17 protein-coding genes are annotated in these 20,100 nt (G+C 55.2%); 8 read left to right on the plus strand and 9 right to left on the minus strand.

The window, feature by feature from the left end:
• Positions 1–5: 5 nt before the first annotated feature.
• Genes CAP48_RS01550 through CAP48_RS01560 form a run of 3 tightly spaced genes read right to left on the minus strand, consistent with a single transcriptional unit; the run spans position 6 to position 4,299 of the window.
• A complete protein-coding gene (locus CAP48_RS01550; protein WP_100694253.1) occupies positions 6–1,172 on the minus strand; it encodes an ABC transporter permease in 1,167 nt (388 codons plus the stop codon).
• A complete protein-coding gene (locus CAP48_RS01555) occupies positions 1,169–3,259 on the minus strand; it encodes an ATP-binding cassette domain-containing protein (RefSeq protein ID WP_100694254.1) in 2,091 nt (696 codons plus the stop codon). The genes CAP48_RS01550 and CAP48_RS01555 overlap by 4 nt, the downstream gene beginning before the upstream one ends.
• Complete coding sequence (locus CAP48_RS01560; RefSeq protein ID WP_100694255.1) at positions 3,256–4,299, minus strand: efflux RND transporter periplasmic adaptor subunit; 1,044 nt, start codon at positions 4,297–4,299, stop codon at positions 3,256–3,258. The genes CAP48_RS01555 and CAP48_RS01560 overlap by 4 nt, the downstream gene beginning before the upstream one ends.
• Positions 4,300–4,410: 111 nt before the next feature.
• On the opposite strand from CAP48_RS01560, the gene CAP48_RS20525 reads away from it, so the two are divergent.
• On the plus strand, positions 4,411–5,160 hold the full coding sequence (locus CAP48_RS20525) for a TetR/AcrR family transcriptional regulator (protein ID WP_255411690.1): 750 nt from the start codon (positions 4,411–4,413) through the stop codon (positions 5,158–5,160).
• A gap of 272 nt (positions 5,161–5,432) precedes the next feature.
• Here CAP48_RS20525 and CAP48_RS20585 read toward each other — a convergent pair whose 3' ends face one another.
• The gene (locus CAP48_RS20585) at positions 5,433–5,684 is read right to left on the minus strand and encodes a hypothetical protein (protein ID WP_100694256.1); all 252 of its coding nucleotides are present in this window, start codon (positions 5,682–5,684) and stop codon (positions 5,433–5,435) included.
• A 267-nt stretch (positions 5,685–5,951) separates the two neighbouring features.
• Here CAP48_RS20585 and CAP48_RS01575 point away from each other — a divergent pair, with 267 nt between their 5' ends.
• The 6 genes from CAP48_RS01575 (at position 5,952) to CAP48_RS01600 (ending at position 13,912) form a co-directional block, all read left to right on the plus strand.
• Complete coding sequence (locus tag CAP48_RS01575) at positions 5,952–7,295, plus strand: MmgE/PrpD family protein (RefSeq protein WP_100694690.1); 1,344 nt, start codon at positions 5,952–5,954, stop codon at positions 7,293–7,295.
• Between the two features lie 44 nt (positions 7,296–7,339).
• Complete coding sequence (locus CAP48_RS01580; RefSeq protein WP_100694257.1) at positions 7,340–9,484, plus strand: acetate--CoA ligase family protein; 2,145 nt, start codon at positions 7,340–7,342, stop codon at positions 9,482–9,484.
• A gap of 38 nt (positions 9,485–9,522) precedes the next feature.
• Positions 9,523–10,671 (plus strand): acyl-CoA dehydrogenase family protein, encoded by a 1,149-nt coding sequence (locus CAP48_RS01585; protein WP_100694258.1) that lies wholly within the window; start codon positions 9,523–9,525, stop codon positions 10,669–10,671.
• A gap of 133 nt (positions 10,672–10,804) precedes the next feature.
• On the plus strand, positions 10,805–11,584 hold the full coding sequence (locus CAP48_RS01590) for a class II aldolase/adducin family protein (protein WP_100694259.1): 780 nt from the start codon (positions 10,805–10,807) through the stop codon (positions 11,582–11,584).
• A gap of 233 nt (positions 11,585–11,817) precedes the next feature.
• The gene (locus CAP48_RS01595) at positions 11,818–12,807 is read left to right on the plus strand and encodes a tripartite tricarboxylate transporter substrate binding protein (protein WP_100694260.1); all 990 of its coding nucleotides are present in this window, start codon (positions 11,818–11,820) and stop codon (positions 12,805–12,807) included.
• A gap of 100 nt (positions 12,808–12,907) precedes the next feature.
• A complete protein-coding gene (locus CAP48_RS01600; protein ID WP_100694691.1) occupies positions 12,908–13,912 on the plus strand; it encodes a D-2-hydroxyacid dehydrogenase in 1,005 nt (334 codons plus the stop codon).
• Positions 13,913–14,116: 204 nt separating this feature from the next.
• Here the strand turns inward: CAP48_RS01600 and CAP48_RS01605 are convergent, their stop codons facing one another.
• The 5 genes from CAP48_RS01605 to rpmH all read right to left on the minus strand — a co-directional run bounded on the left by CAP48_RS01605 (position 14,117) and on the right by rpmH (position 17,781).
• Entirely contained in the window at positions 14,117–15,001 is an 885-nt protein-coding gene (locus tag CAP48_RS01605; protein WP_100694261.1) for a LysR family transcriptional regulator, read from the minus strand.
• A 158-nt stretch (positions 15,002–15,159) separates the two neighbouring features.
• The gene (yidC, locus tag CAP48_RS01610) at positions 15,160–16,839 is read right to left on the minus strand and encodes a membrane protein insertase YidC (RefSeq protein ID WP_100694262.1); all 1,680 of its coding nucleotides are present in this window, start codon (positions 16,837–16,839) and stop codon (positions 15,160–15,162) included.
• 95 nt (positions 16,840–16,934) lie between these two features.
• Positions 16,935–17,192, minus strand: coding sequence for a membrane protein insertion efficiency factor YidD (gene yidD, locus CAP48_RS01615; protein ID WP_100694263.1), 258 nt, complete (start codon positions 17,190–17,192; stop codon positions 16,935–16,937).
• Positions 17,189–17,584 carry a ribonuclease P protein component gene (gene rnpA / locus CAP48_RS01620; RefSeq protein WP_100694692.1) on the minus strand — a complete coding sequence of 132 codons (396 nt, stop codon included), beginning with the start codon at positions 17,582–17,584 and terminating at the stop codon, positions 17,189–17,191. Before rnpA ends, yidD begins: the two co-directional genes overlap by 4 nt.
• A gap of 62 nt (positions 17,585–17,646) precedes the next feature.
• Complete coding sequence (rpmH, locus tag CAP48_RS01625; protein WP_006578231.1) at positions 17,647–17,781, minus strand: 50S ribosomal protein L34; 135 nt, start codon at positions 17,779–17,781, stop codon at positions 17,647–17,649.
• Between the two features lie 788 nt (positions 17,782–18,569).
• Between rpmH and dnaA the strand changes: the two genes are divergently transcribed.
• Complete coding sequence (gene dnaA, locus CAP48_RS01635) at positions 18,570–20,099, plus strand: chromosomal replication initiator protein DnaA (protein WP_100694265.1); 1,530 nt, start codon at positions 18,570–18,572, stop codon at positions 20,097–20,099.
• Position 20,100 lies beyond the last annotated feature (1 nt).

Here is a 20,100-nt window from a genome sequence, read left to right on the forward strand (position 1 = left end):
AGGGTTCAATCCAGTCTCTTGCGGGTGACAAAACGCGCCAGCCCGAGCAGGACGACGGCATAGACCGCCAACACACTGCAGTTTTTGATGATCATGGGCCAGTAATTACCGGCAAGGAAAAGCGATTTGACCAGCTCAAGAAAATAGGTTGCCGGAACCAGTTGGCCGATCACGTAAACCGCTGTGGGCACATTGCGCAGATCGAAGATAAATCCGGTCAGCATCATGGCCGGAAGAAAGCTCGCCAGCAGGGCAACCTGACTGGCCAAAAACTGGTTTTTGGTCATGGCAGAGATCAACAGGCCGATGCCCAGGGAGACAAACATGTACAACATGGAGGCCAGTACCAACACCCACATTGATCCGTAAATTGGTACATCGAACAGGACGCGGGCCGTGACCACGCACATGACCAGCCCCAGCAGGCCGATAAAAAAATAGGGGATGATTTTTGCGATAAGAATTTCGACAGGATGCACCGGGGTGACAAACAGGGCCTCAATCGTACCGCGCTCCCATTCACGAGCCATGACCAGCGCAGTCAAAAAGGTTCCGACCAGCGTCATGATAAGTGCAATAAGACCTGGCACCAGATACCACGTACTGTTGTTGGCGGCGTTGAACCACATGCGATCGACGATGAGCACCGAACCTTGTGTTGCGGGGCTAAGGCTGCGCGAGGCCTGCTTTTGCCCCCATATGGCTACCGCACCGTCCAGATAGCTTCTGATGGCGCTGGCGCGCGTCGGATCTGACCCAAGCAGCAGGGTTTGTACCTGGGCATCGCCGACAGAAAGACGGCGTGCGAAATCGGACGGAATTCTGAGGATGGCGTCGGTTTCATGCGCTTTCATCATCTCGGTGGCTTCGTGCATGGATGTCACTCTGAGCGGCAAAAAATACTCGGATAACTCCAGACTGGACACCAGGCTTTGCGCCACGGGCGAGGCGTCTTCCTGCACGATCGCCACACGCGCGTCGCGTACGTCAAAGGTTAGCGCATATCCAAAAATAAGAATCAGCGCTATCGGCAGGCCGATACCAATCATCAGGTTGCTGGCGTCACGCCACAACTGCCGAAACTCCTTCCGTGTCAATGACACCAGGCGCAGCCAGAAGCCCCCAGTGCGCCCGGGTTGTGCGGTAGCTGCAGATTGCGACTTTCTGTTCATGCCGCCACCTTCTTGCTGTTGCTGCGTTCGCTGCGTCCCTGCTCGACGATACGGATGAAGGCAGCCTCCATGGTCATTCTGTCAGTCCCGCCTGCCTGCGCACGCACTTGATCAGGTGTGCCATAGGCAACGAGTTTGCCGGCATCCTGAATAACAATACGGTCGCAATATTCGGCTTCTTCCATAAAATGCGTTGTAATCACAATTGTGGTTCCGCCACCGGCAAGCCGGGTAATGCGCTGCCAGAAGCCTCGACGAGCCAGGGGGTCGGTACCACTGGTTGGCTCATCCAGAAACAGCACATCGGGCTCATGCAGCAGCCCGACGGCCATGGCCAGGCGTTGCTTGATGCCACCCGGCAATTGGCCTGCCGGCATTTTCTCGTAACTTTGCAGTTCGAACTGCCTGGTGACCGCGGCAATGCGCTGGGACAGCCGCTTGCCCATCAGTCCATAGGCGCGACCGAAAAAACGCAGATTCTCCATCACTGACAGGTTGCCATACAGGGCGAACTTCTGTGAAACATAACCAATACGCTGCCGGGCGACGGCGCGCACCTTGCGCATGTCCATACCGGCCACTTCGGCATGACCACTGCTGGCTGGCAGCAGCCCGCAAAGCATGCGAAAGGTCGTGGTTTTGCCGGCGCCGTTGGGGCCAAGCAAACCAAAAATCTCACCACGTTTGACATTGAAGGTCGTGCTATCCACGGCTGTGAAATCCCCGAATTTTCTGACCAGATCTTTGACGTCAATCACGATACTGTTGTCTGCTTCAGCGGATGTTGTTCCTGGCTCCGTATGCATGGCTTTCTCTCTGTAAGCGGCATGCTCTTTATTGGAGATATCTTCCCGGTAAGAGGTCTCGTCCCTGTGAGAAGGTTGCTCCCTATGACCGGCGTGCCCAGTATGAGGGGACTGCGCCATCTGTGTTTGACCGACCGCGCCCGCAGGTGCCTCCCGGTTTGTCTGCTGGACAGCTTCTGTGTTGCCGGCACTATCAGCTTTACCAGGGGCTGTATTCGGATTTTCGGAATGCGTGATGGGCGCGGTGTCGACATCCTCGTTGGCGCCGGTGCGCAGTAAGACCATGAAGCCGTCTTCCAGTCTTGCCTGTGCCGGCTCCAGCTTTCGTCCGTTCAATTGCAGTTGCGATAGTTCGGATCCGGGGCGCCGAATGACGCGGACATCGCCCGCTTCGGGCACGGCGTCAATGACTGCGGCCGTGTTATCCAACAGCTGTGCCTGCAACTGGCGCGGATGCTCATTGTCGGCCGGCGTCACCAGATAGCACAGGTCATGAGCGTGTTCACTGGTCTTTTCAGGTGGACCGCTGGAAAGCAGCTGGCCTTCATGCAGCACATATACTCGGGCGCAGCGTTCTGCTTCATCCAGATACGCTGTCGTCAACAGTACCGACAGATTTTCCCGCTCACGCAATTGCTGCACGATTTCCCATAATTCGCGACGCGACAGCGGGTCCACGCCAACAGTTGGCTCGTCCAATAGCAACAACTGGGGCGATCGGACCAGCGTGCAGGCCAGGCCCAGTTTTTGTTTCATGCCGCCTGACAGTTTGCCGGCCAGGCGCGCGGTAAACCGCTTCAAATCCGTCATGTCCAGCAGATTGGCAAAACGATCCCGGCGCACGTCATGCGCAACGCCATGCAGATCGGCATACAGATCAAGGTTTTCCTGCACACTCAGGTCTTCATACAGGCCGAATTTTTGCGGCATATAGCTAATGCGATCCTGCACTGCCTGCGGATTGCGAATAACGTCAATACCCAATACCTGCAAGGCGCCGGTATCAGGGCGCATCAATCCCGACACCAGCCTGAGAAACGTGGTTTTGCCAGCTCCATCGGGACCGACAATCGCCGTAAGCTGGCCCGTCGCCACCTGCACATCCACGTTGTTCAATGCCTGTACCGTGGAACCTGTTTCCTTTACCTTGAAACGCTTGCTGATCCCGTCGGCGCTAACGGCAAGATTAGCATTGTGTGCCAGATCGTCTGTCGTTTCGGTAAAGCGACCATCCGGTGCTGCGATAGCGTTGACGTCAGTTGCGGGATCGCGGCTGGTCACTTGTTAGCTCCGGACGACAGCCGGTTTTGAGTATCCGGTACCGCCTTGTCAAGTGCAATATTGACGGTAGCCGGCATGCCAAGGCGCAGCCGGTTCTGCGGATCGTCAACTAAAATACGCACTTCGTAGACCAGGCTGGTGCGAAGTTCTTCAGTCTGTACATTCTTTGGCGTAAATTCTGCCACAGGTGAAATATATCCAACGCGCCCGGAGATGGTTTCATCCGGATGGCTGTCAGTTATGATTGCAGCTGGCATATCGGGCTTGACATGCCCGAGCTGCACTTCGTTCACATACGCCCGAACCCATTTAGGCGAGGTCAACGCCAGGGTATAGGCGGGCTTGACCGGGGAGGCCATATCGCCAGGTTCCAGCAACCGTGCGCGGACAATTGCATTGGTGGGGGATTTCAGGACAGCCAGTGTCAATTGATGTTCCAGCAGCGCAAGATTGGCTTTTGCCGCCGCCAACTGCGCCTGTGCCTGGGCGATATCCTCATCACGAGGCCCGATCTGGGCCAGCTTGAGGGCCTTGCGCTGATTTTCAAGCTGAGCCTGGGCGACCTGGGCCGAGGCCAGCGTATCGTCCACTTCCTGTTTACTGATCGCCTGACCACCGGAGCGCTTCGCAATGTCTTTCAAACGGTTGTGGCGGATCTGCGCTTGCCTGGCTTCGGCCTGCGCAGCCCTCACCTGGGCTTGCAACTGGTCTACTTCCTCGGGGCGGGTGCCGTTTTTCAGTCGCAATAAAGCCTGCTCCTGTGCGCCAACCTGCGCCTTGGCCTGATCGGCTTGTAGCGCCAACCGGCGGGTGTCCAGCGTAGCCAGTATCTGACCTGCCTTCACGCTGTCGCCTTCCTCAACCCGCATTTCACGTACCCGGTCGCTGTTTTCAAAAGCCAGTGAGATCTGCCGGATATCGACATTGCCATAGAGCGTCAAATGATCGGCTGTCGGGGATGGGCGCCCATAAAACCACCATGCGCCTGCTGCAATGGCGCTTACGGCAAGAACGACTACAACTGCAATTTTTTTATTCATGATTGAAATAATCCGTCCACACCCAGTGTTGGGCAAGAGCAAATGAGTTATAATTCTAATTCAAATTTGAATTCTATGTAAAGCACAGTTGTAATATTTCTTACAGATATCATGATTGCAAAAAACCGCTACCGCAGCAAAAGCCCCGAATCGGCCGCTTCCTCGACCTTTGCCTCTTCCAGCGTTCGCAGTGGCCGCGCCAGCCGCAGCGACGGCGATGCAACAGTACGGCATATCATCGCGCAGGCCGGCACGCTGTTTGCCGAACGTGGCTACGCCGATACGACCAGCAAGGCGATCTGCGAGGCCGCTGGCGTCAACATGGCAGCTGTGAACTATCATTTCGGCAGTCGGGACGGCCTGTATCTGGTCCTGCTCAAGGAAGTGCATCGCGAAGTCATGAGCCTGGATTTTGTGCGGCAGATCGGCCATAGCGCGGCGCCGCCTTCGGACAAACTCTATCTGTTGATAGAAGGACTGTTGCGCGCGACCTATGATGCCAAAAGCTGGCATATACGCTTATGGGCGCGAGAGTTGCTGGCGCCATCGCCGCTGTTGTCGCAAATAATGGAAGAAGATACGCTGCCCAAGTTCGAGGTCTTGCGGGACGTCATCATGGAATTGACCGGCATGCAGTTGACTGATCCGCAGTTGCTGCGCTCCGTATTGAGTGTCATCGGACCGGTCATCACGCTGCTGATGCTGGACCGGCGCATCACGACCCCGATACAGCCACTCTATATGCATACCGTCCAGGACATGGCCCGTCACATGCACACGTTTACGATTGCCGGATTGCAGGCAATAGCGCGACAGGCTGGCTACGCTGCAGACATCCAGGATAAAGCAGGCAAGCAATGAATCGGCGCAATGCCTGTTTGCATAAGTGTATAAGTGCATAAGTGCTGCCCTTGCGCCTGATGTCCTCTTGGTGGCCTGTCTCTGGCGAAATCAGCAGGACTGGCTATTTGATGACAATGACGATATGACCACCTTTGCCATACAGGCTCTGTCTATCACGAGACTTTTAGCACCCCGGCCGCTGCCAGGCGCGCAATCTCGGCGGCCTCGCATCCCAGATCACGCAGTACGTTCTCGGTGTGTTCGCCTATGCGCGCAATTGGAAGCCGAGGCTACAAACGCTCGCCGTCAATACTAATCGGCAGTAGCGGCATGGGCGTTTCTGATCCGTCTTCCAGTACCTGGCGGCCGAGCCCAACGCTTTGCTGCAAGTGCGGGTCGTCGAACAACTCTTCAGGCTTAGTGATGTAGGCGAACGGGATTTGCCGCGCCTCAAAAACAGGAGCAAGCGATTCGGCCTGCATACCTTTGAGCGTTGCTCCCAATTGAGGAATCAGCCAATTTACGCGCGAGCACACGGTCATTATTGGTTTTCAGACGCGGATCAAGATAAAGATCGGGCCGCTGGAGAATTTCGCACAGCGCTTCCCATGGCGCATCGCCGGTTGCGCGATTGGAATTCTTCATACGCAACGCGGCCAACTCATGTCTCCCGACTGTCGGAGGTGCTCCTTGCACAAGATGAGATAGCAGCGTTCACAATCTTTCAAAGCGCAGTTGCCGGGTATGCCTAGAATGGATGCTTACATTTGTTCGCGGCCCAATGGCTGCCTTCACATACAAAGCGATCCATGCTCATACACGAACTTGCTCAATACGGTGCCCGAGAAAGCGGAGAACGTACGCTAACCGCTCCGGTACGTCATCATACGAAACGTGCAGTACTTGACTGGCTGGCAGCCCTGTATCCCGGCGCGCGAATGTCCCCCGGTGTAGAACTGGTCAGGGCGCATGCCGATGAAGTCGGAGCCGGCCATGCCCGCCTGCCGGGGTTTGGCACCACCACGTTTCCGGCAACAGCGGCGTGGATTAATGGCAGCGTGTCGCATACAGTCGAGTTTGACGATATTTTCCGTGATGGCGTCTATCACCCGGGTTGCCCTGTTATCTCGGCAGCGCTCGCGGCGGCGGATACGCGAGACTGTAGTGGGCTGGATTTTATGACAGCCATTGTGGTGGGCTATGAAATATCCACTAGACTGAGCGCGGCGGTTCAGCCGGCGCACTATCGCTATTTTCATACCACCGGAACGGTAGGCAGCATTGGGGCGGCAGCAGCTGTGGCAGCATTGTATGCGCCCGGCGATCAGAGCGTGATGCAACACGCCATCGCCACTGCCGCCACTTTTGCTGCCGGATTGCAACAGGCGTTTCGCTCGGATGCCATGACCAAGGCTTTGCATGCCGGCCACGCTGCTGCCGTGGGTATACGGTCGGGTACAGCGGCAGCAGCTGGCGTTACCGGTGTGGCTGATATTCTGGAAGGCGAGACAGGCTTTGCCGCGGCATTGGGCGGTTCTCTGAACTTGTCACTCGTAACCGCCGGTCTTGGCACGGACTATAACATTACGCGCATCACCCAGAAAAATCATGGCTGTTGCGGGCATACCTTTGCTTCCATTGATGCTGCCCTTGCCCTGCAGCAGGCGCACGGGATACGGGCGGATGATATCGCATCGATCAAGATTGCAACCTATCAAACCGCTATCAACGTTACCGGCAATGCCGACCCGCGGACAGCATTCGAAGGCAAATTCAGCTTGCCCTATGTGGTTGCTCATGCCTTGCGTCAAGGGTCTGTCAGACTGGACGCCTTCAATAGCGAACGGCTCAATGACAAAGCCACGCGTGCTCTCATGAAAAAAATCAATGTGGCTGCCGATGACTCGCTGACCGCCGCGTTTCCACGTCACCGCTCTGCGCGTGTGACGATCGAGATGAACAACGGCAAGCGTCATGAGCATTATGCGCAGGACCGCAAAGGCGATCCGGAATGCCCGCTAAGCGACCAGGAACTTAATGATAAATATGATGAGCTGGTGACGCCGGTACTGGGCTCAGCTCACGCCGTTGAACTCAAGTCTCAGGTCTGGAGTCTTGAAGACTGGCAGGTACGGCAGTTATCGCTACGCTGACGCCCAGGACAATGGCAATTTCACAATAAAGCATTGATAAAACCATGACCCATGATGATTCAAAATACAGTGGCGCCCCATCCAGCAACCGCCGCGCGTTTAACAATGCGTTGCTCAAGCCAACATCGGTTGCACTGATAGGCGCTTCCAGCAACCCGAACAAAAATACCGCCCGTCCCTTGCGGTTTATGCAGAAACACGGTTTTTCCGGCGACATTTATCCGGTCAATCCGTCGGCCATGCAGATCGATGGCGTCAAAGCCTGGAGCAGCATTGATCAGCTTCCCGGTAACGTAGATCATGCATTCGTGATGATCGAGAGTGCCGGCGTCTCCGGTGTGGTGGAGCAATGCGCCCGCAAGGGTATCGGCATCGTTACGATCTACTCTGATGGGTTTGCAGAAGCGGGTGATGAGGGCATTCAAAGGCAACAGGAACTGCGCGCGACTGCAAGGCGCCTGGGCGTGCGGGTGCTCGGACCTAATAGTATCGGCCTGGCCAATGTCCACAGCGGTGCTGTCATTTCCGTTAATGCCGCATTCGAAATGGACAATCTGACCGCCGGCGATATCGGCATTATTTCGCAAAGCGGCTCAATGATGGGCTCGCTCATGTCCCGGGCCGCTGCGCGCGGCTTTGGTTTCTCCCAGCTGGTGTCCGTCGGCAACGAGAGCGATATTTCAGTTGGCGAAGTACTGGATGCCATGGTGGACGATGATGCAACCGGCGTGATATTGCTGTTTCTGGAAACCTTGCGGGATGTGCACACATTAAGTTACGCGCTAGAACGAGCGTGCAGCGCCGGCAAGCCGGTGATTGCATACAAGCTGGGGCGCTCGGAACAAGGCGATGCACTGTCGCAATCGCACACCGGCGCTATCGCCGGCAATGATGCCGCCATGGACGCTTATTTCCGTGCGCATGGCGTCATACGCGTCAATATGCTGGAAACCCTTTTTGAAATCGCGCCGCTAGCCTCCCGGTATGCACATTTGCGCCCAAAAGCCCGGCGCGATACGCCTGCTCGTGTGGCTGTGATTACTACTACCGGCGGGGGTGCCGCCACTGTTGTTGACAACCTGGGACTGCGCGAGTTTGTTGCGGTGGCGCCGCCTGCACCGTTCATTTCGCATATGGCCTCGCGCGGCTTGAGCATACGCCAGACGCCGGTCATTGATCTGACGCTGGCGGCAAGTAGTGAACAGTATCAGGATCTGTTGACTGAAATAATGCAGACCGACTGGTGTGACGCGGTGTTATGCATCGCCGGCTCCTCGGCACAATTTCATCCGCAATATGCGGTCCAGCCCATACTGAATGCCGTTGCAACAGCGCACGGCAGCAGCAAACCACTGGTGGCATTCTTGTCTCCTGAAGCGCAGGCATCATTGCTGTTGCTGCAAAAAAACGCCATTGCGGCCTTTCGTACGCCCGAATCATGCGCCGACGCCTTGGCAGCATTTTTTGTACCGCTAGGGCAGCGACTGCCAGAGCAATTGCCGCCTGTGCTGTTACCTGATGGCTGCCCGGTCAGCGGCAATTTGAGCGAGCCCGAGGCGATGTCGGTCTTTGGCGCACTGGGTATCGATGTCGTTTCGTCTGCCATGGTGCAGCCGCATGCCACAGACCATTCAATTGAGTATCCAGTGGTACTGAAGGTTGTCTCGCGAGACATTCTTCATAAAACGGACGCCGGTGGTGTGAAGGTTGGCATTGACTCTGACGAATCCCTGGCCGCCGCGTTGAACGCGATGGCTGATCAAGTCAAGACTCATTGCCCGCAAGCGGCGATTGACGGCTACATGGTGCAGAAAAAGGAAGATCGCCTGATCGAACTGATGCTGGGCTATCGGCATGACCCGCTGGTTGGTCCGACCGTGATGCTTGGCGCCGGCGGCATCACAGCCGAACTCAAGCCAGACTTCTCTTTGCGCCTTGCGCCGGTGTCAGAGCCGGTGGCTTGGGAAATGATTCGTGAGGTGAAGCATACGCAATTGATCCGCGGCTATCGAAAACTTCCGCAAGGCGATTGCCAAGCGCTCGCGCGCGCCATTGTGGCCTTTTCCCGGCTAGCGCTGATTGAATCGCAGCCGGTGACCGAAGCAGAGATCAACCCCCTGTTTGTTCGTGATGATGGCGTTGTTGCGGTTGATGCCGTGATCCGCTTGCATGAAATATCACAGACGTAATAACAATCTAGCCAATCAAATCAGGAGTAATAATAGATATGGACTTTGAGCTGAATACAGAACAAAAAGGATTTGAGTCGGCGGTGCGCCGTTTTGCTGAAGATCAATTGCGCGATGGTGCTGTTGCACGAGCGCATAGCCAGGACTATCCGTGGGACATATCCAGTCGCATGGCTGATCAGGGCCTGCTGGGAATTACGATTGCCCAAGCCGATGGAGGGCTGGGCGGAACATTGATGGACGCAGTCATCGCGATACAGACAGTGGCGTCTGTATGCCCACGCAGCGCGGACGTGGTGCAGGCTGGTAACTTCGGGGCGATTCGTGTATTGGCGGAATATGGCTCGAACTTTCAGAAAGAGAAGTATTTAAAGCCATTATTGGCCGGCAAAGCGCTGATTGCAGTTGGCATGACAGAACCCGATGCCGGCTCCGCTGTGACCGAGCTCAAGACCACGGCCACCCGCGACGGCAACGGCTGGCGCATTAATGGAACAAAAATCTTCACGACTCACGGGCCACATGCCGACTTCATCCTTGCTTATGTGCGTTTCGGCCCGGGCACCAAAGGTATCGGCTCGGTCATGATTGAGACCAGCGCCGAGGGCATGAAACTGGGTAAACGTTCCGCTTTCATGTCGGACGAGGAATGGGTCGAGATCTTTATGGATAACGTCTATGTGCCCGATGAGCAAGTCGTGCTGGGAGAAGGAGGGTTCAAAAAACAGATTGCAGGCTTCAATGTGGAGCGCCTTGGCAATACGTCACGATCCCTGGCGCTGGGACGATACGCGTATGAAGAGGCCAGGCAGTGGGCGATGCAACGACGACAATTTGGCAAACTGCTGTGCGAATTCCAGGGCATCCAGTGGAAGTTTGCTGATATGAGAATCAAGCTGGATGCTGCGCAATTACTGCTGTACAAGGCGGCCTCGGGTGCCGATAACGGGTTTCCGTCGCCGACAGAGACTGCCATCGCCAAAGCGTACTGTAACCAGGTTGGCTTTGATGTGGCCAATGACGCATTGCAGGTAATGGGAGGCATGGGCTACAGCCGGGAATCGCTGGTGGAATATTGTGTGCGCCGCTGTCGCGGATGGATGATCGCGGGCGGCTCTATCGAAATACTGAAGAACCGGATTGCCGAGGGCGTTTTTGATCGCACATTTTCACAGCGCGCACTCTAGGGCGGCCATTGCTACAAGAATGCCTATTTCAATCGCGATATAGGGTTATCTCCAATGAGCGCTTCGCTCAACAGTGTTTTAATATGTATACTAAAGAATGCAATAGAATACATATTTTAGAGAGGACGAAATAATGAGCCAGATTCACATAGCCAGTGCACAACAGACATGCAGCCAGGCCGAGTGGCAGGCGCGTGTCGATCTGGCCGCCTGCTACCGGCTGGTGGCGCACTATGGCATGTCGGATATGATTGCCAACCACATTTCGCTACGCGTGCCGGACGAGGAAGATGCGTTCCTGATTAACGCCTATGGACTGCTGTACGAAGAAATCACGGCATCCAGCCTGCTCAAGATCGACCACAAGGGCAATATATTGAGTTCGCCCGATTTTGGAGACCTCAATTACGGCGTAAACAAGGCAGGCTTTGTGATTCACAGCGCGATCCACGAGGCCCGCCCCGAGGTCGCCTGTGTCATTCATACCCACACCTGGGCCGGGATGGCGGTGTCTTCTCTCAAATGCGGTCTGCTGCCGTTGAATCAGACTGCAATGCGCTTTTTGCGTATCGCTTATCACGACTACCAGGGTGTCGTCCTGGATCTGAGTGAGCAGGAATCTCTGGTGAAGGATCTGGGCACCTCCGAAGCCATGATCCTGCGCAACCATGGCTTGCTTACCACGGGCAATACGATAGGCGAGGCTTTCAACTGGATGCATCGTCTGGAACTGGCCTGTCGCGCTCAGATCGCCGCCATGTCCTGCAACACGCCGCTGAACCAGGTCAGTCCAGCTGTGCTTGAACAAACCTACAAGAATTACCAGCCTGGCACACGGCGTCCTTACGGGCAGATGGAGTGGCCGGCATTGTTGAGAAAAATGGAAAAGCTGGATGCCAGCTTTATGGACTGAGTCAACGCTTGTGCGTTGCGCAGTCTGAGCATTGCGGTCGGCTTTGGCGCGGCCGCTGCGCTTATCCGGGCCGGTAGAGAGTCAGGGCAGAAGAATCAGAGTTGAATCTCCCATGCAAGTGACGAGAACGCCATTGCGGCGATCCATGGACTTGCATGTTTGTCTGCACCTGTACGCCGGAAAAATCGCCATTACAGATGTAATTACTTCAATGAATACGAGGAGACAGAACAATGCACAGGCGTTATCCAAAGATCGGGCAGACCGTGATTCTGGCCACTATTTTGGCCATCTATGCGGCCGCCTCGACAGCCCAGGCGCAAGAGGAATGGCCGGCCAAGCCGGTCAAAACAGTGGTTGCCTTCACTGCGGGTGGCACCACCGATATTATTGCGCGCGAAATAAGCAACGAGCTGGGCAAGATGTGGGACCAGAGCGTTGTCGTAGAAAACAAGCCAGGAGCAGCCGGCAACATTGGTACGGGCGCAGTGGTCAGCGCCAAGCCCGATGGCTATACGATCCTGATGAATTCGATCGGCCCCATCGCTGTTAATCCATACATTTACTCTAAAAGCACCTTTAACACAATGACCGATTTGCGCGCGGTTGCATTGGTCGCGGATGTTCCAAATGTGCTGGTAGTGGCGCCGTCGCTGAATATCAAATCAGTGCAGGAACTGACCAAACAGATCGAGGCCAAGCCCGAGACATTCAATTGTGCGTCTACCGGTGTCGGTACAGCCGCCCATTTATCATGTGCCATGATGGCAAAAACCCGCGATCTGCGCGTGACGCATATTCCCTATAAAGGTGCGGACGCCTTGAATGACGTCATGTCGGGGCGTGTACAGTTCATGTTCGCCACCTTGCCTTCTGTCATAGGAAGTATCAAGGGCGGAAAACTCATACCGCTGGCGGTATCTACCGACAAGCGTTCGCCCGCGCTCAAAGATGTACCGACGATGCAGGAAGCCGGCTACAAAGACTTTGCCATGGGCTCCTGGTTCGGATATTTCGCGCCGGCAAAAACGCCTGACAATGTCATCGAGAAACTGAACAAAGATATCAATGCGGTGCTGCAAAATCCAACGATCAAAACTAAACTATCCAATGAAGGTGCCGAGCCGGTGGGAGGGTCGGCCGAATCATTCACTCAGTTTGTGAAAGCGGAAAATGCAAAGTGGAAAGCGTTTACTACCGAGATGAATATTTCTGCAAAATAGCGGGTTGTTGTACCGAATCTCGCTGATTTCATTCATTATCTCTTAAATGGGGAAGCGCTCCTGCTTGCCCATTTTTATCATCGATTGCGGTAAAGACATCATGGCAACACGGGCATTGAACGTACTGATTTCGGCAAGGATTCTTGAGTATGTACGCGAGACGATCAGCTCGCGATATGACCTGGCGCATATTCATTTCATACCGTACAGCGGCCATCGACTGGACGACCAGACACTGGCGCAGATTGATATTGCATTTGTGTCCCGCGATATCACGGGGCGCTCAACCAAGTATGTGCTGGAAGCAAAAACGGACACTTATTACCAGATGATGGAAGACGCGCCCAATTTGCAATGGGTGCATGTTCATTCTGCAGGTGTCGATCGTCCGGTTTATGTCCGTTTGCGGGACAAGGGCCTGAATGTAACCAGCTCTACCGGAGCGCTCTCGGGTATAGTGGCGCAAAGCGTCCTGGCAGCCGTACTGGCGCTGAATCGGCGCTTTCGCTTCCTGGAAGCGGCACAGCGCGAGCATGTCTGGGCGCCGCTGCTGGATGATCTGATGCCGGCGGACCTGGAAGGGCAGCATGTGTTGCTGGCAGGGTGGGGCCCTATAGCACAGACGACACAGCGCTATCTGGCCATGCTTGGCATGAAGGTAACGGTGCTGCGCAATAGTACGGTGACGGGCCATACAGACGTTCCCATGGCGTCGTATGACGACTTCCTGCGAATCTTGCCCGAGAGCGATTGGCTCGTCCTGGCTTGCCCGCTAACGGATACAACCCGGGGGCTCGTTGGCCGCAATGCGCTCAATGCGATGAAGCCCGGCGCTCATATCGTGAACGTGTCGCGCGGCGAAGTGATTGTAGAGTCTGAGCTGATAGAGGCGTTGCGCACCGGCAGTATAGCAGGTGCCTACCTGGATGTGGTAGATAAAGAGCCGCTGCAGCCGGAGTCGCCGCTATGGGATATGCCAAATGTCATGATATCTCCGCACACTGCCGGCCATTCGACCGGCAATGAAGCACGTGTGGCTGACATTTTTGCGGAAAACCTGAACAACTGGGTCAAGGGGCTGCCATTGAGAAATCTTGCGCGTTAACACGTATACGCTGTTGCACTATGAAGGAGCTACGTCGCTGGTAATGGCTTTAGCCAATGCAGTGTGTTCGTGCAATGACAGGCGCCATGGCGGTAGTAAATTAGTTGATCAGCCCATCAGCCCATCAGAGCATCAGAGCATCAGAGCATCAGAGCATCAGAGCATCAGAGCATCAGAGCATCAGAGCATCAGAGCATCAGAGCATCAGAGCATCAGAGCATCCAGCAGTTCGCGAATCGCCGGCTGCTGCGCGTCAATGGCTTTAACGCACACATAAAATTGCCGTTGCGCCCAGCTGTCTTCCAGACGCAGCAGCTGCAGCCCCATGGGCTGCAAATAATTGGCAGCGATTTTCTCTGGGACTACGCCGATACCCAATCCTTCCCTGATCATCCGACATCGGGCTTCGAAATTGGATACCTGCAGGTTCACATTGGGAGGGCGCGACAGGGAAGGCTCGACATAGGCCAGAAAAGAGTCCAGCGAATGGCGGGGAAAGTAACCGAGCAGATCGTAGTCCAGCGCCTCCTCAAGGAACAAGGACTTGCGCTGCGCCAGCGGATGCCCAGTGGGCACGACCAGACCTACCCGATCCTGTTTATAAGGATACGAAACGACGCCCGTAGCGGGCTGGTCTGCGTGATAAATGCCGATGTCGCCCGAATCTTGCGCTACCAGTCGTGGCACGTCGTAACTGTGGCATTCGACCAGATCAATCCGCAGGCGGCTATGGGTTTTCAGGTACGTCGCCATCTGTTGCGGCAGAAATTGCAAAATGGTTGACGGGTTGGCCAGCAGTCTCAACTGGGCTTTACCGTCATTGGCAAATTCGTGAATCAGTCTCTCTGTCAGCCGCAAGTTACGCAAAATGGACTTTGCATGCTGGTACAGCAACATGCCAGCGGGCGTCGGCTCAACCCCGCGACCATGCCGCGACAGCAGGGTTTTGTTCAGGTGCTGTTCCAGATCAGTAATGCGCTTACTGACAGCAGATGTCACCAGATTCTCGCGCTGCGCCGCCCTGGACAGACTTTTTTCTTCTACCGCAGCAACAAAGGCTTCCAACGAGGGGATATCCAGTTTTTTCATGCGTCTCTCTTGTATGTTCCCGGGTAGCAGGCCGGCCCGTGACAGTTGCGCAAAATCATACCATGAACGATCGGGCACAAAAAAACCGCTATGGCAGAGGCAATAGCGGTTCAGTGTTTCCGGGTGACTAACCGCCAGGCCGAGGGCCTGGCTTATGGTCAACCTATGTTGGCGTCGTTGGCGGCCTTGTTCATATTGCGCGTGATGAACCACTGCTGGGCAATGGAGAGCACGTTATTGACGCACCAGTACAGTACTAGGCCGGCCGGGAACATGAACATCATGGCGCCGAAGACAAGCGGCATGAACATCATGATCTTGGCCTGCATCGGATCCGGTGGTTTCGGATTCAGGCGCATTTGCAGGAACATACTGGCCATCATAAAGATTGGCAAAATGAAGTAGGGATCATGCACCGACAGGTCATGGATCCAGCCTAACCAGGGGGCGCCGCGCATTTCTACGCTGGCCAGCAGCACCCGATACAGGGTCAGGAAGACGGGGATCTGCACCAGGATCGGCAGACATCCGCCCAGCGGGTTGATTTTTTCCTTGCGGTACATTTCCATCATGGCGGCATTGAGCGCCTGACGGTCATTCCCGAACTTCTCCTTCATGGCCTGCATCCGCGGCGCGACGTTTTTCATCTTCGCCATGGATTTGTAGCTGGCCGCCGATAGCGGGAAGAAAATCAGTTTGATCAGGACGGTAAGTAGAACAATCGTCCAGCCCCAGTTGCCAACAATAGAATGGATCCACTGCATGACCGCAAACATGGGCTTGGCAATGATCGTGAGCCAGCCGTAATCGACCACGACATCCAGGCCGGGGGCGACAGAAGCCAGGGCATCCTGGTCCTGCGGACCTACCCAAAGTTCAGCATTCGTCGTGATGCTGGCGCCGGGCTCCAGCGTGCCCAGTGGCTCGACGGTGCTGACTGCGTATAGCCCTTCGGGGGTCTTGCGCAGGTTATAAAGCCGATCCTTGCCTTCGGGCGGCACCCAGGCGGTGACAAAATAATGCTCGATCATGGCGACCCAGCCGTCTTGGGCCTGCTTGACGTACTCAGCGCTGTTTTTGTCTATGTCAGAAAACGAAAACTTCTGGAAGCGTCCTTCTTCGGTGTAAATAGCAGGACCGGTAAAGGTATGGTAGAAACTGGATGCGCCTGGCGGGTCGTTGCTGTCGCGGGTAATTTGCAGATACTGCGACGGCTGTTGCGGCTCCTGACTGGTGTTGGTGATTTCGTCCCGGACGTCGACGCGATACGTACCCTTGTTGAACGTATAGGTACGTGTCACTTTCAGACCACCGGATTCGGATTCAAATATAACCGGCAACGTATCGCCGGTCATGGTTGTCTCGGAGGACACCAGCTTGAACGGCTTGTACTGATCCGGATAGTTTTTCTTTTGACCGGCCGGTGCAACAATACCGCTTTGTACCGTGTAGCGCGAGATCTCATTGTTCTCCAGCAGTACGGCAGACTTGGATTCGTCCGCAGTATCGCGGTGCTTGCGCAACTCGGCATGAACCAGTTGTGCACCCATCGTATCAAACTGGATACGGAATTCGTCGGTTTCGATATCAACGATTTCAGATGGCGCACTTGTCGCTGCCTGGGCCTGAGCCGGCGTGGTTGACGCACCTGGCACCGCTGGTGCAGATGGCGTATCGGCTTGCGGCGTTTCCGAAGCCGGTGCAGTGTTATCCTGCTGCGCGACCTTGGGCTGTTCGCCAAGAAGAGAGGGATGACCGGTGTAGGTTTGCCAGTTGTTCCACAGCATAAATGCCGAGAAAACAAATATCATCCAGAGTATGGTGCGTCGGATATCCATGTAACCTAATTACAAGTGAAAAGCGGTTGGAAAAACGCACTAGTGTAACCTAGTGCCTATCGCGGGGATGCGGTTTTGCAGGCAGTCTACTGAAATTATTCACGATTTGCTGTGCTGGTAGTGTCAGGGCACGCCCTTGCGGGCGGTACCGGATCGTAGCCACCCTGGCTGAAAGGATGACAGCGGCAAAGCCGTTTAGTCCCCAGCCACAGACCTTTTCCGGCGCCATGGGTATGGATGGCCTGCTCCATATAAGCCGAACAGCTTGGCGTAAACCGGCAGGACTGACCAACCCACGGACTAATAAAATAGCGGTAAAAACGAATGGGTGCAATCAGAAGCTGGCGGATCATGGCTGCGTATTCCTGACAGCAGGACCGGCAACAGCCCGCGCGAAATGACCATCCACTTCCTGGCGTACACGCTGGCGCAGGATGGTGAGCGAACACGGCTCTATCTTGCCATGCAGGCGCACCAGGTAGTCGGCGGCGGGTAGCTGAAGACGATAATGACGAAAAGACTCGCGAATCACCCGCTTGATGGTATTGCGGGTTGTAGCCCGCACAGCGAATCGCTTGGCAACAATCATGCCCAGCCTTGCCGCAGGTTCGGGCAATGGGGGCGTGGGCTGCGCGTGGTTCAAAGTGAACAACGCCCCCCGGGACACACGCCGTCCTTTCAGGACATTCGTGAATTCAGAGGGGCGGTGCAGTCGCGCCGCTTTGGGATAGGTGGCGCTTTGCATGAAACGGACGGGAACCGTCATCAGCCTGGTCAGGCGCGATCGGATCGAAGTCCGGATCGCACTCAGACGGCCAGACGTTTACGGCCTTTGGCGCGACGAGCGTTGATCACGGCGCGGCCACCACGTGTTTTCATGCGGACACGAAAGCCATGTGTGCGTTTGCGACGAGTTACGGAGGGTTGGTAAGTACGTTTCATGGAAATTCCACCAAAAATAAAGAGCTAAAGTTAAATACGGCTAATGCCGAACGGTTGTCCGCCGCCGTTTTCAAGACAAAAACATTGATACGGTGACTCTGCCCGGGCCGCCAAACCCCACACTGGTGGCGTTCTGACTGATGACGGGTTACCGCAAAGGCTGACCGCAGGCTGTCTGGTTGTGTTGTGCCGCAGTGCATGCCGTAAGGGGCAAAGTCATTGGCGACTCATCACTTTGTTCTGCGCCGCTCCGGGTACGGGTGTTGCCACCTGTGTTGCCCGTGCGCTGGCTTGCTGCTGGACTCTGGCTGCCAATCAAGGCGTGACGGGCTCGGGGCACCCGGCCCATGTACCTGCCAAGGTACCTTTATAACCAAGGGTGTTTTGGATAACTACCAAGGATATTTTCGAACCTGTTTGAAGTCGGCCCAGCGTCTTTTTACCTATTGCAAAGCCCAAAGTACACCAAAATGCACAGCAGGCGCGTATCGCAATTTTGTAAAGCCTTATATTTCATCAAATTTTTTGTGGTTAGTCAATGGTTTAGACGGGTTTTTCAATAATATTTGCGTTTCTGTTGTCAAGCCTCGGCTCATTTGCGGCCGGTTTATGCCGGCACCGCCCACATTTGAGCTGGAAAATACGCGAAGTAAAGCGAATTCCCCGGATAGTTGCTCAATTTTGTTGCGGATTGGCGGTATCGGTGGAAACTTTGAAACAGGCGGGCTGCCTGTGGATAACTTTGTCCGAATCAGGGTAAAATAGGATGTTTTCAGATTGACGTCGATATGCAAGAGTTTTGGCAATCCTGCGTGCATTCCCTGGCCCAGGAACTCCCTCCCGAACAGATGAAGGCATGGGTGCATCCCCTGTCTTTTCTCAGTTTTGATGAAGAACTGGGCGAAGTTCGCGTGTCCGCGCCAAATGCCATCAAGCAGAACTGGGCTCGCACCAACTATACGCAGCGCATCCAGGAGTTGGCCAGCAACTGGTTCAATCGACCAGGTATACGGGTCATTTTTCAGGTAGCGCGGCGCGATCAGCAGGTATCCCAGGTGCACGGGCCCGCCGTGTCTCCGCCGGCTGGCATGCCGGGCGCTGGGGCCAATGGCGTCTCGGCACCCCGCGAACATACCGACGGCGTTTCGGTCCCGCTTAACGGCCATGGGGGCCACGGTGCGTCACGCTCCACGGCACAAGCGACGGCAGCCGATGCAGCAACATCGACCAAGGAACCGGTAGTCATTATCGAAACACTCGGGCAGGCGCCCGAAGACCACGTGTACAAGCGGTCGCACATGAATGCGAACCTGACGTTTGAAAGCCTGGTCATTGGTAAGTCGAACCAGCTGGCTAACGCGGCGTCGGCACAAATTGTTGAGAATCCCGGTGTCTCTTCGTATAACCCGTTTTTCCTGTACGGAAGCACGGGCCTGGGCAAGACTCACCTGATGCACGCCATCGGCAATGCGCTATTTAAGGCTGGCAAAGTCAGTCGCGTTCGCTACATCCACGCCGATCAGTACTATTCCGATATGGTCAAATCGTTCCAGACCAATACCTTTGATGACCTGAAGCGTTACTATCATTCGCTGGACCTGCTGTTGATCGATGACATCCAGTTTTTCCGCAAGAAGGAACGCACCCAGGAAGAGTTTTTCCTGCTGTATGAAACCATGGTGCAGCGCGGGCGCCAAATCGTGATTACTTCCGATACATACCCGCGCGAATTGCAGGACATTAACAGCCGGCTAACGTCGCGTTTCGATTCGGGTCTCACCGTGCAGATTGAGCCGCCCGAGCTGGAAATGCGTGTGGCCATTCTGCTGCGCAAGGCCGAAGAGAAAACCGCCATCGTCCTTAAGGAAGAAGCGGCTTTCTTCATAGCGAAGCATTTGCGCAGTAACGTAAGAGAGCTGGAGGGGGCGTTGTCGCGAGTATCGGCTTATGCCGGTTTCCATGGCGTCAAGATTATTACGGTCGAATTTTGTAAGGAAGCCCTCAAGGATTTGCTGTCGGTATCTATCGGTCAGATTACCATCGAGAATATCCAGAAAACAGTGGCCGATTTTTACAAGTTGAAGGTTCAGGAGATGTACTCGAAACGCCGGCCGGCCAATATTGCCATGGCCAGGCAGATCGCCATGTACCTGGCCAAGGAATTAACGCAGAAAAGCCTGCCGGAAATTGGAGATTCGTTCGGCGGTAGAGATCACACAACGGTGCTGCACGCGGTTCGCAAAATTACCGAACAGCGTGCCAAGAACGCCGAGTTGAATCACCAGTTACACGTATTGGAACAAACCTTAAAAGGATAAT

This window comes from Advenella sp. S44 (genome assembly GCF_002810445.1).
Classification (GTDB): Bacteria; Pseudomonadota; Gammaproteobacteria; order Burkholderiales; family Burkholderiaceae_B; genus Advenella.

Excerpts from the sequence above, each read along its gene's own strand:
- CAP48_RS01580 (WP_100694257.1), top strand. The coding sequence starts at position 7,340 with ATGACCCATGATGATTCAAAATACAGTGGCGCCCCATCCAGCAACCGC.
- rnpA (WP_100694692.1), bottom strand. The coding sequence starts at position 17,584 with ATGCAAAGCGCCACCTATCCCAAAGCGGCGCGACTGCACCGCCCCTCT.
- CAP48_RS01590 (WP_100694259.1), top strand. The coding sequence starts at position 10,805 with ATGAGCCAGATTCACATAGCCAGTGCACAACAGACATGCAGCCAGGCC.
- dnaA (WP_100694265.1), top strand. The coding sequence starts at position 18,570 with ATGCAAGAGTTTTGGCAATCCTGCGTGCATTCCCTGGCCCAGGAACTC.
- CAP48_RS20585 (WP_100694256.1), bottom strand. The coding sequence starts at position 5,684 with ATGACCGTGTGCTCGCGCGTAAATTGGCTGATTCCTCAATTGGGAGCA.
- yidD (WP_100694263.1), bottom strand. The coding sequence starts at position 17,192 with ATGATCCGCCAGCTTCTGATTGCACCCATTCGTTTTTACCGCTATTTT.
- CAP48_RS20525 (WP_255411690.1), top strand. The coding sequence starts at position 4,411 with ATGATTGCAAAAAACCGCTACCGCAGCAAAAGCCCCGAATCGGCCGCT.
- CAP48_RS01575 (WP_100694690.1), top strand. The coding sequence starts at position 5,952 with ATGCTCATACACGAACTTGCTCAATACGGTGCCCGAGAAAGCGGAGAA.
- CAP48_RS01595 (WP_100694260.1), top strand. The coding sequence starts at position 11,818 with ATGCACAGGCGTTATCCAAAGATCGGGCAGACCGTGATTCTGGCCACT.
- CAP48_RS01605 (WP_100694261.1), bottom strand. The coding sequence starts at position 15,001 with ATGAAAAAACTGGATATCCCCTCGTTGGAAGCCTTTGTTGCTGCGGTA.
- CAP48_RS01550 (WP_100694253.1), bottom strand. The coding sequence starts at position 1,172 with ATGAACAGAAAGTCGCAATCTGCAGCTACCGCACAACCCGGGCGCACT.
- yidC (WP_100694262.1), bottom strand. The coding sequence starts at position 16,839 with ATGGATATCCGACGCACCATACTCTGGATGATATTTGTTTTCTCGGCA.
- CAP48_RS01560 (WP_100694255.1), bottom strand. The coding sequence starts at position 4,299 with ATGAATAAAAAAATTGCAGTTGTAGTCGTTCTTGCCGTAAGCGCCATT.
- rpmH (WP_006578231.1), bottom strand. The coding sequence starts at position 17,781 with ATGAAACGTACTTACCAACCCTCCGTAACTCGTCGCAAACGCACACAT.
- CAP48_RS01585 (WP_100694258.1), top strand. The coding sequence starts at position 9,523 with ATGGACTTTGAGCTGAATACAGAACAAAAAGGATTTGAGTCGGCGGTG.
- CAP48_RS01600 (WP_100694691.1), top strand. The coding sequence starts at position 12,908 with ATGGCAACACGGGCATTGAACGTACTGATTTCGGCAAGGATTCTTGAG.